14 protein-coding genes and 1 tRNA gene are annotated in these 17,595 nt (G+C 65.6%); 5 read left to right on the top strand and 10 right to left on the bottom strand.

Going from position 1 to position 17,595, the window contains the following annotated elements; translation table 11 throughout:
- Positions 1 to 18: 18 nt before the first annotated feature.
- Genes VNF71_04170 through VNF71_04190 form a run of 5 tightly spaced genes read right to left on the bottom strand, consistent with a single transcriptional unit; the run spans position 19 to position 5,240 of the window.
- Positions 19 to 1,500, bottom strand: a complete 1,482-nt coding sequence (locus VNF71_04170) for a penicillin-binding protein 2 (protein ID HVA73741.1) — start codon at positions 1,498 to 1,500, stop codon at positions 19 to 21.
- Entirely contained in the window at positions 1,497 to 2,837 is a 1,341-nt protein-coding gene (locus tag VNF71_04175; GenBank protein HVA73742.1) for an FtsW/RodA/SpoVE family cell cycle protein, read from the bottom strand. Before VNF71_04175 ends, VNF71_04170 begins: the two co-directional genes overlap by 4 nt.
- Complete coding sequence (locus tag VNF71_04180) at positions 2,834 to 4,069, bottom strand: Stp1/IreP family PP2C-type Ser/Thr phosphatase (GenBank protein ID HVA73743.1); 1,236 nt, start codon at positions 4,067 to 4,069, stop codon at positions 2,834 to 2,836. Before VNF71_04180 ends, VNF71_04175 begins: the two co-directional genes overlap by 4 nt.
- 13 nt (positions 4,070 to 4,082) lie before the next feature.
- The gene (locus VNF71_04185) at positions 4,083 to 4,550 is read right to left on the bottom strand and encodes an FHA domain-containing protein (protein ID HVA73744.1); all 468 of its coding nucleotides are present in this window, start codon (positions 4,548 to 4,550) and stop codon (positions 4,083 to 4,085) included.
- A gap of 15 nt (positions 4,551 to 4,565) precedes the next feature.
- On the bottom strand, positions 4,566 to 5,240 hold the full coding sequence (locus VNF71_04190; GenBank protein ID HVA73745.1) for a DUF3662 and FHA domain-containing protein: 675 nt from the start codon (positions 5,238 to 5,240) through the stop codon (positions 4,566 to 4,568).
- Positions 5,241 to 5,341: 101 nt separating this feature from the next.
- Here VNF71_04190 and VNF71_04195 point away from each other — a divergent pair.
- A tRNA-Leu gene (locus tag VNF71_04195) sits at positions 5,342 to 5,425 on the top strand.
- A gap of 166 nt (positions 5,426 to 5,591) precedes the next feature.
- On the opposite strand, the gene VNF71_04200 is transcribed toward VNF71_04195, so the two are convergent.
- The 4 genes from VNF71_04200 to VNF71_04215 all read right to left on the bottom strand — a co-directional run bounded on the left by VNF71_04200 (position 5,592) and on the right by VNF71_04215 (position 8,179).
- The gene (locus VNF71_04200; protein HVA73746.1) at positions 5,592 to 5,771 is read right to left on the bottom strand and encodes a hypothetical protein; all 180 of its coding nucleotides are present in this window, start codon (positions 5,769 to 5,771) and stop codon (positions 5,592 to 5,594) included.
- Positions 5,772 to 5,776: 5 nt separating this feature from the next.
- Positions 5,777 to 5,959, bottom strand: coding sequence for a hypothetical protein (locus VNF71_04205; protein HVA73747.1), 183 nt, complete (start codon positions 5,957 to 5,959; stop codon positions 5,777 to 5,779).
- Positions 5,960 to 5,972: 13 nt separating this feature from the next.
- Complete coding sequence (locus VNF71_04210) at positions 5,973 to 7,331, bottom strand: tyrosine-type recombinase/integrase (GenBank protein ID HVA73748.1); 1,359 nt, start codon at positions 7,329 to 7,331, stop codon at positions 5,973 to 5,975.
- 86 nt (positions 7,332 to 7,417) lie between these two features.
- The gene (locus VNF71_04215) at positions 7,418 to 8,179 is read right to left on the bottom strand and encodes a helix-turn-helix transcriptional regulator (protein ID HVA73749.1); all 762 of its coding nucleotides are present in this window, start codon (positions 8,177 to 8,179) and stop codon (positions 7,418 to 7,420) included.
- A gap of 159 nt (positions 8,180 to 8,338) precedes the next feature.
- On the opposite strand from VNF71_04215, the gene VNF71_04220 reads away from it, so the two are divergent.
- The 4 genes from VNF71_04220 (at position 8,339) to mobF (ending at position 13,622) form a co-directional block, all read left to right on the top strand.
- Complete coding sequence (locus tag VNF71_04220) at positions 8,339 to 8,563, top strand: helix-turn-helix domain-containing protein (protein ID HVA73750.1); 225 nt, start codon at positions 8,339 to 8,341, stop codon at positions 8,561 to 8,563.
- Entirely contained in the window at positions 8,553 to 8,894 is a 342-nt protein-coding gene (locus tag VNF71_04225) for an AsnC family protein (protein ID HVA73751.1), read from the top strand. The genes VNF71_04220 and VNF71_04225 overlap by 11 nt, the downstream gene beginning before the upstream one ends.
- Positions 8,891 to 9,619 carry a hypothetical protein gene (locus tag VNF71_04230; GenBank protein ID HVA73752.1) on the top strand — a complete coding sequence of 243 codons (729 nt, stop codon included), beginning with the start codon at positions 8,891 to 8,893 and terminating at the stop codon, positions 9,617 to 9,619. Before VNF71_04225 ends, VNF71_04230 begins: the two co-directional genes overlap by 4 nt.
- A gap of 169 nt (positions 9,620 to 9,788) precedes the next feature.
- Positions 9,789 to 13,622, top strand: coding sequence for a MobF family relaxase (mobF, locus tag VNF71_04235; protein HVA73753.1), 3,834 nt, complete (start codon positions 9,789 to 9,791; stop codon positions 13,620 to 13,622).
- A 193-nt stretch (positions 13,623 to 13,815) separates the two neighbouring features.
- Here mobF and VNF71_04240 read toward each other — a convergent pair whose 3' ends face one another.
- The gene (locus tag VNF71_04240) at positions 13,816 to 15,075 is read right to left on the bottom strand and encodes a sulfotransferase (protein ID HVA73754.1); all 1,260 of its coding nucleotides are present in this window, start codon (positions 15,073 to 15,075) and stop codon (positions 13,816 to 13,818) included.
- Positions 15,076 to 17,595: the final 2,520 nt, after the last annotated feature.

The following is a 17,595-nucleotide window of genomic DNA, read 5'->3' on the forward strand; positions in this document are numbered from 1 at the left end:
AAGGGGCGAGTGGTGGGGTCATGGGGTCGCCTTCGCGGTGCTGAGGTAGGCCTGAATCAGCGCCTTTGCGATAGGCGCGGCGAGCGTCCCGCCCTGGTACTCGTTTTGGGACGGCTGGTCGGGGATGAGCACGGCGACCGCGATCTGGGGGTCCTGCGCGGGGGCGAACGCGGCGAACCACGCGTCGATCTTGTTGGTACCGGTCTGCGCGGTCCCGGTCTTCGCTGCCACCTGGATGCCGGGGATCCGCGCTGCGGCACCGGTCCCGTTGGGGGAATTGACGACCGACAGCATCAACTGGGTGACCTGCGCAGCTGTCGCAGTGGAAGTCGCCTGCAACCAGGGTTTGGGCTGGTAGGTGCTGACCACCTGATTCTGCGCATTCGTCACCTTGTCGAGCACGTGGGGCGTCATGATCGTCCCCCCGTCCGCGATCGCCGAAGCAACGAGCGCCATCTCCAGCGGCGTCGCCTGCACGTCCTGCTGGCCGATCGCGGAGTAGGCGAGACCCGGCAGGTCGTGAGTGAAGGCGTCCGCAGTGGGGAACGTCGACTGCGCGGCGAAGGGAAGGTCGACCGGCGGTGTCTGGCCAAAGCCGAAGCTGTGCGCCTCCGCGTACAACGACCCTGCACCCAGGTCCAGGCCGATCTGCCCGAAACCGCTGTTGCACGACACCGTGAACAACTGCATCAGCTGCCCCCCGCAGCGCTCGCCGGCGAAGTTGTGCAACAGGTTGGTCGTCTGGGGCAGAATAAGCGCGGAGAGCACCGGGTACGTCTTGGTCACCAGAGAGGGTTGGTGGTCGAACACCGCGGACGAGGTGACGATCTTGAAAGTCGAACCGGGGAACCAGCGCTGCCGGTAGACGCCCGGCGAGAGCACGCCGCCGGGTACCGCTTGGAGCGCCTTGTACGCGGCCTGTACCTGCTGGAGGTTGTGCGAGCTCAGCTGGTTGGGATCGAACGTGGGGTTGGAGTACATCGCGAGGATCGCGCCCGTCTTGGGGTTCAGCGCGACAACTGAGCCGATCCGCCCGGCGAGCTCCTTCTGAGCGAGGGTCTGGAGCTTGTCGAGGACGGTCAAAGTGAGCGACTGGCTCTTGTCGTGGTTGGAGAACAGTTGTTGCAGACCGCTGAGGCTCGTGGGCAGGTGGAAGGGACTGCTCCCTCCGGTGAGGACCTTGTCGTAGGTCCGTTCGACGCCGTCGGCGCCGTAGGTAAACGACCAGAAGCCGGTGATCTGCTCGAACAACGGTCCTGCCGGGTACTGGCGCAGGTACTTGAACTGATCGGGTGCCGGCGCCGACGTCGCGAGCGTGACCCCGTCGGCGGAGACGATGTCACCGCGCTTGGCGGTGTACTCGCGCACGACCGCCCTGCCGTTGAGCGGATTGGACTCGAGCGCCTTGGCGTGCACGACCTGCAGGTAGTTGAGCTGCAGGAACAGTGCCACGAAGAGCACGATCATCCCGAGGCCGACGAGACGAATCTGGCGGTTCACGCGCTGACCGCCTCCATGATCGGAGCCGGAGCCGGCAGCGTCTCGGTGTCATGAGAAAGACGCAGCAGTAGCGCGAGCAGGATGTAGTTGGCGATCAGCGACGAGCCGCCGTAGGACACGAAGGGGAGCGTGATGCCGGTGAGCGGAATGAGCCGGGTGACCCCGCCGACGATCACGAAGGTCTGCACCCCGATGATGAGGGACAAGCCGGTGGCGAGCAGCTTCTCGAAGGGTCGCTCGCAGCGCACCGCGACGCGCAGACCCGTGCCGACCATCAGCAGGTAACCGAACAGGAGCGCGGCGGCGCCTATCAGCCCGAGCTCGTCGGCGATCACCGCGAAGATCAGGTCGGTCGATGCTTCGGGGATGTGAGCGGCATTGCTCTGCCCGGGACCCTCGCCGAAGATCCCGCCGGCAGCTATCGCGAACCACCCCTGGATCAGCTGGTAGCCGCTCGTGTTGGAGTGCGCCCACGGGTCCAGCCAGCCGCTGATGCGCGAACGGGTGTGGCCGATCACCTTCAGCGCGAGAACCGAGCCGACCGCGAAGAGACCGGCCCCGAGGCCCAGGTAGTAGTGCCGGCCGGTGGCGACCCACAGCATCCCGATGAACAACGCGAAGAAGAGGAATGAAGAGCCCAGGTCGTTTTCCGCGAAGAAGATGACCAGCGAGAGCCCCCACGCGACGAGGATCGGTGCCAGGTACCGCGGGTCGAGTACCAAGAATCGTCCGATTCGCCGCGTGCCCTGGCTGAGCAGGTCGGCGCGCTCGACCATGATCGAGGCGAAGAAGATGGCCAGCGCCAGTTTGGCGATCTCGCCCGGCTGGAAGTTGAACGACCCGAGGTGGATCCACAACCGCGCCCCATTGATGTTCTCGCCGATGCCGGGAACCAGGGGAAGCAGCAGCAGGCCGATTCCGAGGAACGCGAAGCTGTAGCGGTAGCGCTCGAGATCCCTGCCGCGGCGCACCAGCAGGAGCGTGCCGATGAAGCAGCCAATGCCGATAGCGGTCCACACGGCCTGCAACCGGGCTTCGTGGTTTGACAACCGTGCGATGAATACGTAGCCGATGCCGTTGAGAAGCCCCGCTGTGGGAAGCAGGATCGGGTCTGCGTTCGGCGCGAGCCGTCTCACCGCGAAGTGCGCGGCGAAGATCAGGGCGAAGATGATTATCAGGAACGGCCCGATGTTCGCAGGGAGGTTGCCAGCCTTGCCCAGCCCTGCGAGGGCGTACAGGCCGCCGGTGAGCATCACGGCGAGGATGATGAGCCCGAGCTCGGTGCGCCGCCTCGCAGGCACTCGTCTCACGCCGCCGGCGGCGAGCTTGCGCCTCACGTCGACGGCGGGGCCGTGATCGGCGGGGCTGGCTGGGTGGTCGTCGTCGGGGCAGGCGGCGGGGCAGCCGGCGGCGGTGCCGCGGCGGCGCGTGCGGCCTGTGCCTCGGCGACGAGCCGGCTGATGAACTGGCGCGCGGCTTCCAGGGACGGCTCGGTCTGGCCAGCGCGCAGGCGGGGCACCTGGTGGGGGAGCACGTCCGAGGTCGTGGTGTGGGTGGCGTCCGCGATGGTCGGGTGGAGCCAGAGCACACCGCCCGGCTGGCCCTGGAAGATGGTGATCTTGTCGCCCCGCAGCCCTACGTAGTAGCCGGAGCGGGCGTACCAGCCGATGCCCACTGCGGCAGCGGCGATGATCGCGAGCAGCAGGACGAAGAAGGCCGCGACCCTGAGTGTCACGATGCGTGCCTTCGGTTGAGGGAGCGGGGCGGAAACCGCTGCCTCGGCAGCTGCGGCACGCCCGGAGGGCTCCGGAGGTGGCGCGGGCGTGACCGCCACTGCGGCCGTCTCTTTTTCCGGATCCTCGACGTCGACGACGACAACCGTGATGTTGTCGTTGCCGCCTCGGCGCTTCGCTTCCTCGACGAGTTCCTTCGCTGCCTCGCCCGGGTCTGCGAGCCGGTTCAGCAGAGAGGCGATGTGGTCGTCGCGAAGCTCGCGGGGAAGACCGTCGCTGCAGAGGAGGAAACGGTCGCCGGCGACCGGGTCCTCCACGAACAGGTCGACCGGCACGTCCGGGTCCACGCCGAGGGCGCGCGTCATGATGTTGCGCCGCGGGTGCACCTCGGCCTCTTCTTTCGAAATACGGCCTTCAGCGACCAGCTCGGCGACGAGGTTGTGGTCGCTCGTGATCTGCCGCAGCGAGCCTTCGCGCAGGACGTAGAGGCGTGAGTCGCCGATGTTGATTGCACCGAGACGCCCGTCCTCGAGCATCGCGACCGCCACGAGTGTCGTTCCCATACCGCGCATCTCGGGGTTGGACTCGGCCTGCTCCCACACGGCACGGTTGGCCGAGCGCGCCGCCTCGATGAGGGTTTCCGGGGTTGCGTGGCCGGCGGCGTCGAACGCCGACTCCAGGCTTTCGATGGCGGTGGTCGAAGCCACCTCGCCGGCTGCCGCCCCGCCCATCCCGTCCGCCACGGCGAACAGCGGATCGGCGACCAGGAGGCTGTCCTGGTTGTTGTTGCGGACCAACCCCACGTCGGTGGCCGAACCGGCGCGCAGGCGGATCATTCCGGCCCCCGGGTCACTTGCGCAGCTCCAGGGTGGTCCGCCCGAACCTCACCTTGTCACCCTTGCGGAGCGGGACGGCGGACGTGACCTTCTTGTCGTTGAGGTAGGTGCCGTTCGTCGAGCCGAGGTCCTCGACGAAGATGTCCCCGTCGCGGCGGAATACCCGCGCGTGCAGCTGCGAGACGAACGTGTCGTCGGGGAGCGGCACCCCGCAGCCGGCCGCCCGCCCGACCGTCATCTCGTCCGAGACCGCGAACTCCGTGCCCTTGTGCTCCTTGGGTTCCGCGACCACGAGCCTCTCGGGTCCCGGGTTCGACGCCGGGACCGCTTGCTGCGGCGCCGTCGGTGGGACCGGCGCTGGAAGGGGAGCCGGCTTCGGTTCGCGAAGTTCGATCCACACGGCGCGCAGCACCCTCAGGAAGAACAGGTAGAGCAGTGCGAGGAAGACGTACTTGAGCAACGTCAGAACTGGGTCTGGCACGATCCCGTCGGCGCCTCAGCCCAGGTCGAAGCGGATGGACGTGGCCCCCACCGTGATCTGATCCCCCTTGCGGAGCGCCTGGGGGGCGGTGACCGGGATGCCGTTGATCCTGGTCCCGTTGGTGCTGCCGAGGTCGGCTATCTCGAAGTGGCCCGCCTCGAGGCCGCTGTGTTCGGAGGGCCGGATTTCTGCGTGGTAGCGGCTGACGTTCGGGTCGGCGAGCGTCAGTCCGCAGTCGGGCATCCGCCCGATGGTCAGTGCCTTCGCCCCCAGCTGGAGCCGGCGCCCGTCCGGCAGGATCAGGTAGGCGGCCGGTGGCTCGTCCGCCTTGAGCATCTCGCCGGACACCAGGACCATTCCCGGTGCAAGCCCGTCGTCGGTCTCGATGACGACGGTGACCGGTCCGAGGAGGGTGTAGCGCTCAGCCTCGGCGTGCTCGAGCGCCACCGCTTCGAGCTCGCTGACCAGTTCGTCCTCGATCGCGGCGAACCGGTTGCGGTCGGGGAGGGAGAGCACGACGGTGAAGTCGTTGGGCGCGAGAGTGCCGCGGGGAGCGATGGTCCGGCGCAGGTCCATCTCCCGCGTCAGCCGCCGGCCGATCTCCACCGGCTGCAGTCCGCTGCGGAACGCCCTGGCGAACACGCCCTCGACCAGGCGCTCCAGGCGCCGCTCGAACTGTTGCAGTCCCATGCTTGCCAGTGAGCGTACTCGGGCCCGGAGTCCGATCGCGCTTCGCCCTCCCGCTGAGTGCCGAACGCAAGGGCGCCGCGGTTATGCTCGTGGATCCACTCGGGCGAGTGGCGGAATTGGCAGACGCGCAGGATTCAGGTTCCTGTGTCCGAAAGGATGTGGGGGTTCAAGTCCCCCCTCGCCCACGGTAAAAGTGCTGGTAGGAGGGGCCATAGGGGGGCCCGAGAAGGCCGACTTCTACCGGATTTCTACCCTTGCGCTCACAACTATTTGTGTGGAGGACGTCGGGGCCGTGGAGGGTGTTACCGGTCGCGTGGCGCGACGGTGCCTTGCCGGCCCGCTTCTACGGGGTTACGAGCCGGCGTGAGCGCGAAGGTAGGCCTCGACCGCGTGCTGGGGCACACCGTGGTCGTTGCCCCTGAACACGACAGGGAGTTCTCGGGTCAAGAAGGCGAGGTCGAACGCGTCCTCGGTACTGATGCCCAGCCGCCGTGCGACCTCCGGGATGGACAGCAAGTCCTGCGTCTCCACGGCTTTCATGATAGGTCTCCCAAGTCCGGGGTGAGCTTGCGGCCGACGAGGGCCGCGCAGTCGTGGAGTCGGATTCGCAGCTCGCTGCCGACTGGCGCAGCATCCTCGGCCTCGACCAGGGCGAGATAGATCACTCGAGACTCTTCGAAGGTGAGGGTGATTTCGTTGGGAAGGTCATAGCGGCTCATGGCTTGGAACCGCTCAAGCTCGTGCTGGACCGCCGAGCGGTGGCATCACCAGCCCAGCTACGAGTTCGGCGGCTTCGTCGTGGAGGGTGGGCGAGACATGGCTGTAGATGTCGAGGGTGATGGCGATGTTCGCGTGTCCGAGGCGTTCCTGCACCACGCGGGGATGTACCCCTTGCTCGAGGGCGAGGGTTGCCCAGGTGTGCCTCAAGCCGTGGACGGTGAGCCGGGGGAGTCCCTGGCGCTGGACCCGGCGGAGGAACATGGCGCTAACCGACTCAGGGTGCAGGCATGCCCCATCGGGGTGGTGGAAGACGAGGTCGTTGTCCGTGAAACCGGATCCGACGAGCAGGCGCTGTTCGCGCATCCGGCGACGGTGCTCGCGGAGGACAGCAACGGTGGCCGAGTCGAGGGAGATCGACCGCCGGCCGGTGGAGGTCTTGGGTTCGCTGATCGAGACAGCGCTCCTCACCTGGATGACGGTCTGAATGATCCGGCAGCGGCCTGCAGAAATGTCGACGTCGCTCCATCGAAGGCCGAGTGCCTCACCCCGGCGCATGCCGGTCGTGGCGATGAGCACCCAGAGGGCGTGGAGTGGATCCTGTCGCACGCGGGACGCATCGAGGAAGAGCCGAAGGGTCGCAGCGTCCCAGGCCTGAGCGGCTTCCGGCTTTTTGGTCGAGCGGGGCGGATCGGCTGCACTGGCCGGATTGCGGACGAGGCGACCCCACCGAACAGCATCTTTGAATGCTCGGTGAAGGATGGTGTGGATGTAGTTGACGGTGCGCCGGTCGAGACCTTTCACGGCGTCGCGGTCCATGCGGCTAGTGGATCGGCGCAGCAGCGACGCGAGGGTGTCTTTAGTGATGTGGGCAGCCTCGGGCAGCTCGTTCCTGAGCGTTCTTGCTGTCGCTTCGAGCGTGGCTCCCTGCTCCCGTAGTGTCCGCGCCCGGTCCAAGACGGCCGCTGAATAGCCCTGACCGGCGCGGGACGAGGGAAGACGCCCCGAAGTCAGGAGCTGGGCGTACAGTCCATTCAGCACGCCGGCATCCGCCTTCGTCAGCCGAACGCCCCCGATGCGAGGAATGACATGGAGGAAGATGTTCCGTCGGTACGAGTCGAACGTCGAGGGGCGCACCGTGGGCTCGATTGTCTGCAACCACTCGGTGAGGAACTGACCGAGTGGCTGCTGAGAGGGCTCGACGTACTCTCCCCGATCGAACTTGGAGAGGAGGTCGATTCTCGCTCGTTCGGCGTCTCGCCTGGTGCGGTAGCCGGAGTGCCACTTTTGGCGCCGGCTACCGGTCGTGGGGTCAGGATCGAGCTCGATCTTGACGTACCACCGGCCGCCCTTCCGTACAACTGAGCCGCGCATCGCTTAGTCCTTCCTCTCGGTAGCGCTGCTGCCCTCGAGAAGGGCCCAGGTTCCAATTACCAAGACATCCGCGGTTGGGTTGTGGTTCACGGGCGTTGGTCCTTCTTCTTGGCGGGTTTCTTCTGGGCCGCCTTGTGGGCAGCGACACTTTCCTTGAAGAATTGATCGTTGGCGTCAGCGAGTCGGTTGCCTTTGGCGACGTTCGCCCGCATGGCTTCGAGGCGTCGCATATGTTCGTCTTCGTCGAGGCTGGCGAGGGCTTCGTGTTGTTGGACGTCGAGGACCAGGTTGGCGAGGGAGCCGAGGGTCTCTCGCAATTGATCGAGGTCGCCTTTGAAGTGCTTGCGGATGAGGTGATGGGCGCTGATTAGGGCGACCTCCCCGGCGACGGCCCGGATGTTGTCCCGCTTCGCCTGCGAGAGCGGGTACGGCAGCTCTTCGTCGCGAGTGAAGTACCATTCGTCAAGGATGGTCTCCCATTCGGAGAGGTTGTCGGGCCGGCCGAGGACGGCTTCGAGCATGCCGAGAGTGTCGATGCGCGAGCCGGGCACATGCACCCATAAGCCGGCGGGGGGCGGGGTGAGGAAGTAGAGGACGGGCACGTCGAAGGCCCGGGCGAAGGTGACGAGATCATCCGCGGTGAACTCACGTACCCGGTTGCCGGTGACGGAGCGCTCGGCGTGGGCGACCATGGCCTCGGTCCATTCCTTGCCGGCTACCAGCGAGAGTTTCAGGGCGGTCTCGGCTTGGGTGAGCCCGCGCCTAGTGCGCAGGCGGTTGAGGTTGCCGGCGACGACCTGGTTGGGGGTCCAGGTCGGCGGATCGGGGAGTGCTTTGTGTCGGGGCATCGGGGTTTCCTGTCGCAACTCGATGACAGAGGGAGCGGATCACAAGCTTGTGGTTCACCGCAGCTGTGGGTCATACTATACGCAAGGTGATCTTGCGTCAATGGTAGCAACGGTCACGAGCGGTCAGTTCCGGTTCGTCGCGGTCACTGGGAGGTTGCGATGGGTTTGGTGGATGCTCCCGATTTCTTGACGATGGACGAGGCCGCCGCGATCTTGCGGATCGGACGGAACCAGGTTTACGAGCTGGCGCGGGTGTGGCGGGCTACCGACGGGGAGAGGGGTGTGCCGGTGGTCGAGTTCGGCCGGCTGTTGCGGGTCCCCAAGGCGGCGTTGATGCGCCTGGCCGGGCTGGTCGAGCCGATCGGTGTCGATCATGGCGGCTGAACCCGATCACGGTTGCGGTCTGCGGCTGGAGCCCCGGGCTCTCAGCCTGGGGTACCGGCACGGTTCTGACGCGTTGTTGGTCTTGTTGGACCTGGCCGTCCACGCGACCGAGTCGCCCGAAGGGGTCGTGGTGACGGCCAGCTACCGCGATGTCGCCCGGCGCCTGGGTGTCTCCAAGGACACGGTGGGGCGGCGCATGGCGGTGCTGCGCGGTGCGGGTGTGGTGGTCGAGTTGGCCGGGAACCCGGTTGATCGCTTCGAGACCCGCTCCTACCGGTTGTATCTCGATTTCGCCGGAGTGTCCCGCGAGCTGCGAAAGGTCGGCCCGTGAACTCCGGCGACCGTTCCGGCGACCGATCGGATTCCCCTGCGGTGGTGTTGTCGGCGGGGTGCCGCCCGTTTCGGCGCGCCCTGCGGCCGGTGGTGTGGGTGGTCCTCGAGGAGGTCGCGCTCGACGCCGAGCTTGAAGCCGGTCGGCTGGTGGCGCGCACGTCGGCGCGCCAGATCGCCGAGCGTCTCGGTGTCAACCCGGGCACCGCGGCCGAAGCGCTACGGGTGCTCGCGGTGCGTGGTCTGGTCAGCTTGGAGCGCGTGAAGGGTCCGGCCGGCCGGTTCGGTCTGTCGGTCTACCAGCTCCGCCCGCCCGCTGGGCTGTCGGTGCTCCGACCGTGTGCGGCGGAACCGTCCATGGTGTTACCACTGGTGGTGCAACCGGACACCGTCGGAGCCGCACAGTCCTCTCCGTGTGCGGCTGAGCCATACGTGGAGTCACCGTCGATGGTGTCACCGGATGGCGACGGAGCCGTACAGCTCTCGCCGTGTGCGGTTGTGCCGCACGCGGAGTCGTCATGCTTGGACGGGCGGGCATCCGGCCGGGCCGACCGCGAGGCCGAAACAGAGGTGCGTCCGATAGCGGCGCCCCCGGAGTCCGACAGCTCCGCCGCGGCCCCTGGGGAGGGTTCGCCTCGTCGACCGGGGCGCAGCTTTGTCTCGTCCGGCTCTTCTGGTGACTGCCCCGGGCAGACGGCGCTGGATTTCGGGTTGGGGTCGTCGTGACGGCGCTAGCGGTTGCCTCCCCGGAGGGGTGGCAGGTGTCTGTCGTGGGTTGGCCTGCGGGGGGAGACGGGCTGACGGTTGGTGGGGTGATGGTCGTGGGGATGGGGGTTGTGGTGGTGGATGGAGATGGAATGGTGGATCGGTTTGGGGGTGGTGGGGAATGTTGACGGTGACGCGGTTGACGAACGCCGAGTATCTGATCTCCTCAGTAGCGCTGAGCATCGACGAGTACTACGCCGGTGTGGGTGAGTCCCCCGGAGTATGGGCCGGCCGGTGGTCCGAGAAGCTGGGCCTGGCCGGCGTGGTGGAGGCCGACGAGCTGCGCGCCGTGGTCGAGGGGAAGCACCCGGTGACCGGCGAGGATCTTCTGGCGGGGTCGCGGCCGCGCAAGGTGAGAGCTTTCGATCTGACCTTCTCGTCGCCGAAGAGCGTGTCGCTGTTGTGGGCGTTGGCGTCTGAGCCGGTGGCCGAGGCGGTGGCGGCCGCCCACCGCGACGCGGTGGACGCCACGTTGGGGTTCTTGGAGGAGAAGGCGTCAGTGGCCCGGGTCCAGTCGCAAGGGGTGCGCCGACGGGTGGCCGCGGAGGGCTGGGTGGTCGCCCGGTTCACCCACAGAACGAGCCGGGAAGGGGATCCTCAACTGCACTCGCATTGCCTGCTCCCCAATCTGGTTCAGCGGACCACGGACAGTCGGCACGTGGGCATGGACGCGGGGCCGTTGTTCGAGTGGGCCCGGGCGGCCGGGTCGGTGTACCAGAACCAGCTGCAGCGCTCGCTGTCGTTGCGGTTGGGGGTGTGCTGGGGTCCGGATCATCACAACACCCGGGAGATCGAAGGCTTCAGCCGGGCCCAGCTGCGAGCGTTCTCCAAGCGCTCCGCCCAGATCGAGGCGGAACTGGAGGCCAAAGGCGCCTGGTATGAGTCGCCGGCGCTTCGCATGCAAGCCGACGACGAAGCGTCTCTGGCTACCCGGACCGGGAAGGACCGCTCGCTGACCCCGAGCCTGCTGGCCGGCCGGTGGGAGATCGAGGCGCGGAAGGTGGACCTGGCGGTCGGGGCCGAGTTGGAGCAAGCGGTGTGCTTCGGGAACCCCGAGGTGGAGGGGCCGGGCTGGGAGGAGATCGCCCAGGCGCTGGTCGACTCGGAGGTGGGGCTGTGCGCCCACTCGGCCCGGTTCACGCAAGCGGACGTGGTCGAGCACATCTGTGCCCTGTCGGGCGGCCGGCTCGACCTCGAGGAGATCACCGCTATGGCCGACCGGTTCCTCATCTCGGATCTGGCGGTGCGCTTGACCCCCGACGACCAGCCGGGCCGGAGGAGGGCCCTGCAGTGGTCGACGGCGGCTCATCGTGCGACCGAGGACCGCACCTTGGCCCTGGCGGACACCCTCTCCGCCCGAACCGTCCCCGCGATTAGCGGCGGGGCCGTGAGCGAAGCGCTGCAGCTGGAGCCGGGCCTGGGCCGAGATCAGGTGGCCGCGATCATGATGTTGACCGATTCAGGCGCCGGAATGCGATGTGTGCTGGCCCCGGCCGGTTACGGCAAGACAACCATGCTCCACACCGCGGCCCAAGCCGCCACCGGCGAAGGACGGCCGGTGGTGGCCGTGGCAACCACCGCCAAAGCGGTCGCCGAACTCAAGGGTGCCGGTCTGGACGCGCGCACGATCGCACGGCTGCGCATTGACCTGACCAACGGGCCATTGGCCGCCGGCACCGTGGTGGTGTTGGACGAGATCTCCCAAACCCCCACCCGGGAAGTCGAGGCCGTGCTAGCCGCGGTGGACGCCTGTCCGGGCGGGAGCATCTGGATCCTGGGTGACCCTCGCCAGTCGCAGCCGGTCGGGGCGGGCGGGATGGCCGACCACATCGAGACCCTCGCCACATCTGGCCGGATCCCGTCGGCGCAGCTGACGGTGAACCGCCGACAGGTCGACCCGACCGACCGCCACGCTCTCGGCCTGCTCCGTCGTGGCCAGGCCACAGCGTCGCAGGAATTGCGGGCCGAAAACGGCTGGGAGCACGAGCACGCCCGCCCGGGCGAAGCCCGCCAGGCCATGGCGTTCGCCGTATGCGACGACGTCGCCACCTATGGCGCCGAGCAGGTAGCGGCGCTGGTGGTATCGCACACTGACGCCGAGGACCTCGCCGATCGAATCCGAGCCTCCCTGGCCGACAGTGCGGTGATCGGCGGGCCGATCATGACCGGGCCGGGATGGACCACCGACCGTGACTACCAGGCCGGCGACCGGATCCTCCTGCATGCACGCTGCGGCCCGTCGGGCAGCCGTCTGGTCAACGGCACCACCGCCACCGTCACTCGCGTCGAAGAGACCGGGCTGACCGTCCTTGTCGACCGCGACACCGAGGAGACGGTGTTGCCGGCCAGCTTCGTACAAGGAACCCGCAAGGACGGATCGCCGAACCTCTCCCACGCCTGGGCCCGCACCGTCGACGGCGCCCAGGGCGGCACCTGGGAGGCCTGTCATTTGCTGGGCAGCCCCGCGTTGGACGCCTACAGGGGCTACACCGGCCAGACCCGCTCCCGCCAGCCGACCCACACCTGGAACACCAAACCGCTCATCACCATCGACTACGGAGGGATCCTGGCCGACCAGCGCGACCCAGCCGAAGTGGTCGCCGAGGCTCTGGCCCGCCAACCCGATCCCACCCTGGCCGCCCGGTCCGACCCCTGGACCCTGGACCGCCAACTGCGCGACCAGATAGTCGAACACGACCATGTCCTCGCCGGTCGTCCGACTGACCCCGGCGAGGAACTGGCGGCGGCCGTCGAGCAGCTGCGCCCTGTCGAGTTCCGGGTGGAGGCCATGGAGACTCTCGCCACAGGTGCCGCCAGACAGCTCGACGATCTCGGAGCGTTCTCCGGGCTGAGCCGACGGGGCCGAGAAGAGCGGCGCTACCTCGAAGACAGGCTCGCGGCCGACCAACAGCGGGCGGCGGCTGCCCGGCAGGCACGTGACGACATCGCCTCCCGCGTCCAAGCGCTCGAGTGCGACCAGATCGCCTACGACCGCTTCGAGAAGACCGAAGGGTGGCGCCGAGAAGAACTCCAAAGACTTCGCGATCGGCTTGATGACCACTGGGCCCAGACGGTGGCGACCTGCGTCCGTGCCGATGATCCACTCGCCTTCGGGATCGAAAAGGTCCGCCACGCCCGCGCCACCACCGCCGCCCGCATCGACCAACTCGACGCCTCCCTGCCCCCCGACCGGACCAGCGAATGGAAAGACGCCCGGGCCCAGCTCCCCCAGGTCGTCAGGAATCGAAACGACGCCGAACAAGCGTTGGCCGACAGCCGGGCGAGACTCGATGAAGCCAGCCGTCGCCACTGGGGACGCCACGACCGCGACGCCATCGCCGCCGCTCAAGGCAGGCTCGCATACCACCAGCAGCGCTTGGAGGAGGCCCGGACTGCGGAACACGATCTCCGGGATCGCCTCGCCGCCATCGCCGACTACCAGCAACAACGAAAGCAGGCGCTCAACGACAGCACCCCGCAGCGCCAGGAGCTCGCGACCGGCCTCGCTCAGTTCGACGCCGCTCTCGACCACATCCGCCCGCAACGCGTCCACGCGCTCGTGTCCGACCCCCCTCCTGATCTGGTCAAGCGTCTCGGCCAGCCTCCGGAATCGGTCGCCGGCCGTGCCGTGTGGTGCCACCACGCCCTACCCGTCGAAGCTGCCCTCGACCGCAACGACGGCATCAGCCCGCCCTGGACAGGCTGGAGCCAACAGACCGACCGGGCACGCCGCGAGATCAAGATCGCCGACCAACACCTGAAGCTCGTGTACGAGCCCGGCGGCATCAACCCGGCCGAGTGGGCGGAACTGGCCCAGCGGGCCGCGACCATCAGCGAGCAGGTCGTCAGAGATCTGAGAATACGAAACACGTTTGAGCAGACAATGACGCCAGCCCACCAGGCCGAGCACCACCTCGGCATCGATCGCTCAGTCGGCCTCCGGGGACCCGAAATCGACCTGTGAGCCAACAAAGCGCTTCCCGGAGCGCGAAGCCGCTTTCACGATCTATAAAAGGTGGCCTTCGGCAGGGCTCGCCGCAATGCGCTGCACACTTGCTGGACCGCGCCAGACACACCTAGAGCCGCGACGAGATTCGTGCCAATCGACCGGTGACTGGTCGTGGCGGAGGGGCCCCCTACGTCGCTTGTCGTCATATTCAGATGGTTTCGCTATCGAGCAAGCAGGACACCAGCAGCTTGACGACTTCTACTTCCTCTCGCTGGCTCGTCTCCGACGCGAACCGAAGCACATTATCCCGCAGCAATGAGCCTGCAGCCACTCCGCCACTAGCCAGATTTATAAATGCCTCAGGCGCCACGACAATCGCCGTCTCCCGCTCCTGTACCTCAGCACCAAAGATTGCTTGCCGGGTGCTGAAGTCGATGAGCCATTCCAGTCGAGGCACTGTATCGATTATGACTCTTATAGGCTTCGGGTTACCGGGAAGTCCGAGCGTTTGCAGTTTGTCGACAACTCCGGCAAAAATCTTCTCCAGTGAGGTCGTCATATGTTGCCGGCGAGATGCCGAGGTGACGCGCAGAAGAGCGGGCTGCATGTTCCAGTCCGAGCCGACAGTCGGATACTCAAGTTCCTTCAGTGTGTCGTTTAAGGCTTGTCGAAGTAACTCAGGAACCAGCCGAACGGGAATCTCAACCCCACGCCCTACAGACTCCGTCTCGATCTGGCTAGTAAACTGAACCTTGTGGTCGCCGGGGCCGATCTCAGAGCTACTACCAGAGGAAAACACACTGTTTGGATCGAGCATTTCAGAGGCCCAAGGGAGTTCCAGATACTCGCACAACGCCTGCAAGGTCACTTCCGGCTCGGTTACTAATGCCTCATAGTAGAGCCGAAAGCAAATCTCCGGGTTAGACGCTTCAAACGCAAGGGCAGGCCTTACAGTATCCAGCCAATAATGCAGTAGTGCCGCCACCAAGTTTTCCGGACTCGCCCTCACGTACGGTTCGAAGCCATAACCGCTGTATCCCCATGGGTTAGCCTCAAGTCCCGAGGCAACCATATCCATGCCGTGTCGATACAAGCAGATGAACTGTGCCTCTGGGAACACTTTGCGGATGAGTTCTGCACAGTACACACTCGTCAACGATTTCTCGCACCACCGAGCTTTCCCCAGGTGAGCCGTATATTGATTCAGTGGTTGAGAGCCCAGTAGTTTCACTTGCTCCAGGAGCTCCGCCGGCGGATTGTCTAGGTCAAAGATATCTTCGCCGACCAGCGACGTTCTAAGGACAGTCGATACAAATATGAAGGTTTGGAGAAGGTTGCTTAGATTCGTCTCCGGTGGCGCCGCGATGAGCGGGTGAGCACCGAGGTGTCGCTGAAGAAGGGTCGATCCGGATCGAGCAGCTGTTAAGATGAAAATGGGTGACTGCCTGGAACTACGGCTGACTGTCATTCCCTGCAGGCGAGGCAGAAGTCGAATTGGTGTCAGGCCGAAGAGTGACGGTACAACTCACTGGGATGCCATACTTCTGTCGGTATTCGTTGCGTTCAGCGGGGTTAAGATCGTGGAACTTCTTGCCATCAATCTCTTTCGTAGCGATGATGCTCTTAGGATACCGATACATGACACATGGTTGGCTCAGCTGAGACTGGAAGAATGAGGCCATATTGCCAGGCGCAGGTGCAAAGTGTGCGCTCCTGGCTCCGGACGCCGAGGGTAGGCCTTGAAGTCCGAAGGATATCGTCAGACCGGTCCCAAGGGTCACAGTGCCCAGGATGATTGCTCGTCTTCTGTTCATAAGCATTGGATACCACCTTGGCCGGATCATGGGTGGATGCTGACGCAGGGCCTACCGGGGATGCCAGGGTTCGCAGCCCAAGAATTGCAAGCTGTTGTATAACTCCATGAGGTGCTGTGGTAAGGATAGATCGTCTTCGAGAAGAAGCTGTATGAACGGCAACCCGAGACCCTATAAGAGGCCGTCACTCCGATAGAGGCAAGATAAAACTTCGCTATGGGGTTGCATGTCCGAGGAGTTACTGAACCCCCAGTGTACCAAGTGCTAATGTAATCGCCTCTACCCACGACACTTGTGCAGACCGATTTGTTGCAATGCAGTCCGCTATTGTCCGGGATCATGTTGGCTCTCCCCACCCCTTGTTGAGCAACGAGACGAGAAACAGCAGTCGTGGAAACGGAGGCCGACGCGAGTTCCGCAGGGATGGAAACGAGCGAAGGAACCACAACTGCCGCGATGGCGGCCTGACGGAGTTTCATGGCTGACACCCCCCTGCGTCACGAGTGCCCTTGGGTCTGCTAGCAAATGGCAGAACCGAAGGCATCCCTCTGATCCGGCCGGTCCCACCTGATGGCCGAAAAGCTCGCAGTGCCATCTTCCACCTCCCTTAGGGGAGGGGGCCCTCTTGTCCCCACCTCGTATCGCATACGTATCACACTTCGCGGTAGACGTCAACCAAGGCGCGTCGGATCTTGCTTTCGAACAATCACGGCGCCATCTAGCCGCACGCGTTCGGTCACGAATGAGTGACCCCCAGGCGTTCGCCTTTCCGGCATTCCTGCGCGACGCCGAGTCCGAACTGTTCTCCTTGGTGCTACCAACAGAAGTCGGCGACAACACCCGTCATGAGCGCGCTGACGATGGCGACGCTCGCTTCGTCCACGATGGCCCATTGGGTGCGCGAGGGCGGGCGGCCAGCGCCGAATCTTCGAAGGGGGGCGAGCGCAGCTAACGGCGGTGATTGAGTCCCAGGCCTTGCTACCTCGGTACATGAGGCCACGTCGGGAACAACAGGGATTGAGCCGCCGGCGGGGCGCGGCAGCGGTCTCGCATGGTCCTACTCACAGTCGCCACCGATCCGGCCTGGGAACTGGTGCTGTCACGCAACTCTCCAGGACGTAAATGGTCGAGCGCGTCGGCACGTTCAGCAACTGCGCGGCCGTGGCCGGTCACGATCCAAGCGCCTCGCCTGTCACAACCCGGTCCCCGCTGAAAACGAAAGAGCCGGTAAAGGTAAAGACGTGCCAGGCGGCGACTTGTCACGCCGGTCGGTCTCGACGCTGTCGCTCGAGGCCACCGGAACTAGGGTATGCGACTAGACCGCAGGCCTGCCCAACGACGCCCACGATCACTGCAACTCGTACCCATCGGCTGGCTCGTGTCAGACTCTGCACCTCGGTGGTTGGATAGGCCAGACGCCGGCGGCACTTCGTCGTGAGCGATCTTGCCCGATCGGCACCGAAATCCCCGCGGGACCCAGTCCCAACGGGAATGGCGACCTGCGAGGCATCCCAACAGGATCCACGTCATCCACGCAGAGGTATCCTGTCAGCGATGCAGGGATACCTTCGATGGTACCTCCGTTTCGGCGCTGTCACAGCAGCGGTGTTCGCCGGAGCTTTCGTCAGTTGGAACGACGTGGGTGTTCACGATTCGGACGCTGTCCGCGTGCCCGCGGCGGTTCTTGGCGCGGGGATGGTGGCCGGAGGGGTGTTCATGTTGTGGCTCCTATTCCTCCTCGTCTCCATCAATTCCAATAAGCCACGGCAGGGTTCCCGTCAGAAGCGGCGGATAGCAGCTCGTTACGGATCTTCAACCAGCGACTGTTAACCCCGAACCGGGAGCGGTGGCCGCGGCTCGGTGGAACTGCACGCCTCCCTGATGTGATCACAAGATGATCACATCACCCTGAGGATCGGTCGGTATGGACCCGTTCGAGCCGGGATAGCCGTAGGGCGGATACCTGCCGTGAACAGCCGATTCGCTCTTTACGGGGATGGTGAGGGAGGGGCGCGTCAAGAGTTCGGGTCCTCAGATCAGAGTTACCTCGGGGTGCGGAGTGCCCTTCGCCGAGTCGCGGAGTCGCGGAGTTGTGATTCCCTTGGTCCCGACTCCACGTCTGATCCCGCCGGCGCTTCTACCGAAACTTCTACCGGACCGGGTAGAAGAAGCCA

The organism is Acidimicrobiales bacterium (assembly GCA_035533095.1).
In the GTDB taxonomy this organism is placed as follows: Bacteria; Actinomycetota; Acidimicrobiia; order Acidimicrobiales; family Palsa-688; genus DATLUM01.